Origin of the sequence: Prevotella sp. SGI.167 (assembly GCF_050313615.1) — a bacterium.
Lineage (GTDB): Bacteria > Bacteroidota > Bacteroidia > Bacteroidales > Bacteroidaceae > Prevotella.
Map to the genome: position 1 here is coordinate 1 of NZ_JBNPLT010000114.1, position 684 is coordinate 684.

Annotated in this window: 2 protein-coding genes; both read right to left on the reverse strand. The window is 41.1% G+C overall.

Annotated elements, in window-relative coordinates; all coding sequences use genetic code 11:
- Positions 1–129, reverse strand: a 129-nt coding sequence (locus ACQRBJ_RS16115) for an NAD-dependent epimerase/dehydratase family protein (protein ID WP_445304242.1), incomplete at its 3' end; no start/stop codon positions are given.
- A 71-nt stretch (positions 130–200) separates the two neighbouring features.
- Positions 201–684, reverse strand: a 484-nt coding sequence (locus ACQRBJ_RS16120; protein WP_445304241.1) for a UDP binding domain-containing protein, incomplete at its 5' end; no start/stop codon positions are given.

Below are 684 nucleotides of genomic sequence, written 5' to 3' on the forward strand. Positions count from 1 at the left end.
ATCAATGCCCACTACCTTGACGTTCTTCACTTCCTTCAACAGTCTAAAAGCCAAGTTGCTGCCGATAAAGCCAGCAGCACCCGTCACGAGGATAGTCTTTCCCGTTAAATCAACATTATATTGTACCATTTTATTATTGATTATTTTGTAGTGATTAATTAACTAGCAAAATGCAATCTGTAATCATTAATCACTAATTTCTAGTCTCTTCTAAAAATATCTCTAGTATATACCTTCTCCTTTACATCATCCAAACAAGCATCATAACGGTTGGCGATAATTGCTTGGCTCTGCTTCTTGAATGCATCCATATCATTTACAACCTTGCTACCAAAGAATGTACTTCCATCTTCCAATGTTGGCTCATAGATGACGACCTCTGCACCCTTTGCCTTGATACGCTTCATAATACCTTGGATAGCAGATTGGCGGAAATTATCGCTGTTTGACTTCATGGTCAGGCGATAGACACCAATCACGCAGCTGTGCTCTTTGCTTGCATCAAAAGTACTATTCTCATTATAATAGCCAGCCTTCTGGAGTACGGCATCAGCAATATAGTCCTTACGGGTGCGGTTGCTCTCTACGATAGCCTCTATCAAGTTCTCTGGTACATCGGCATAGTTTGCCAGAAGCTGCTTGGTATCCTTTGGCAAGCAATAACCTCCATAACCGAAACTTGGG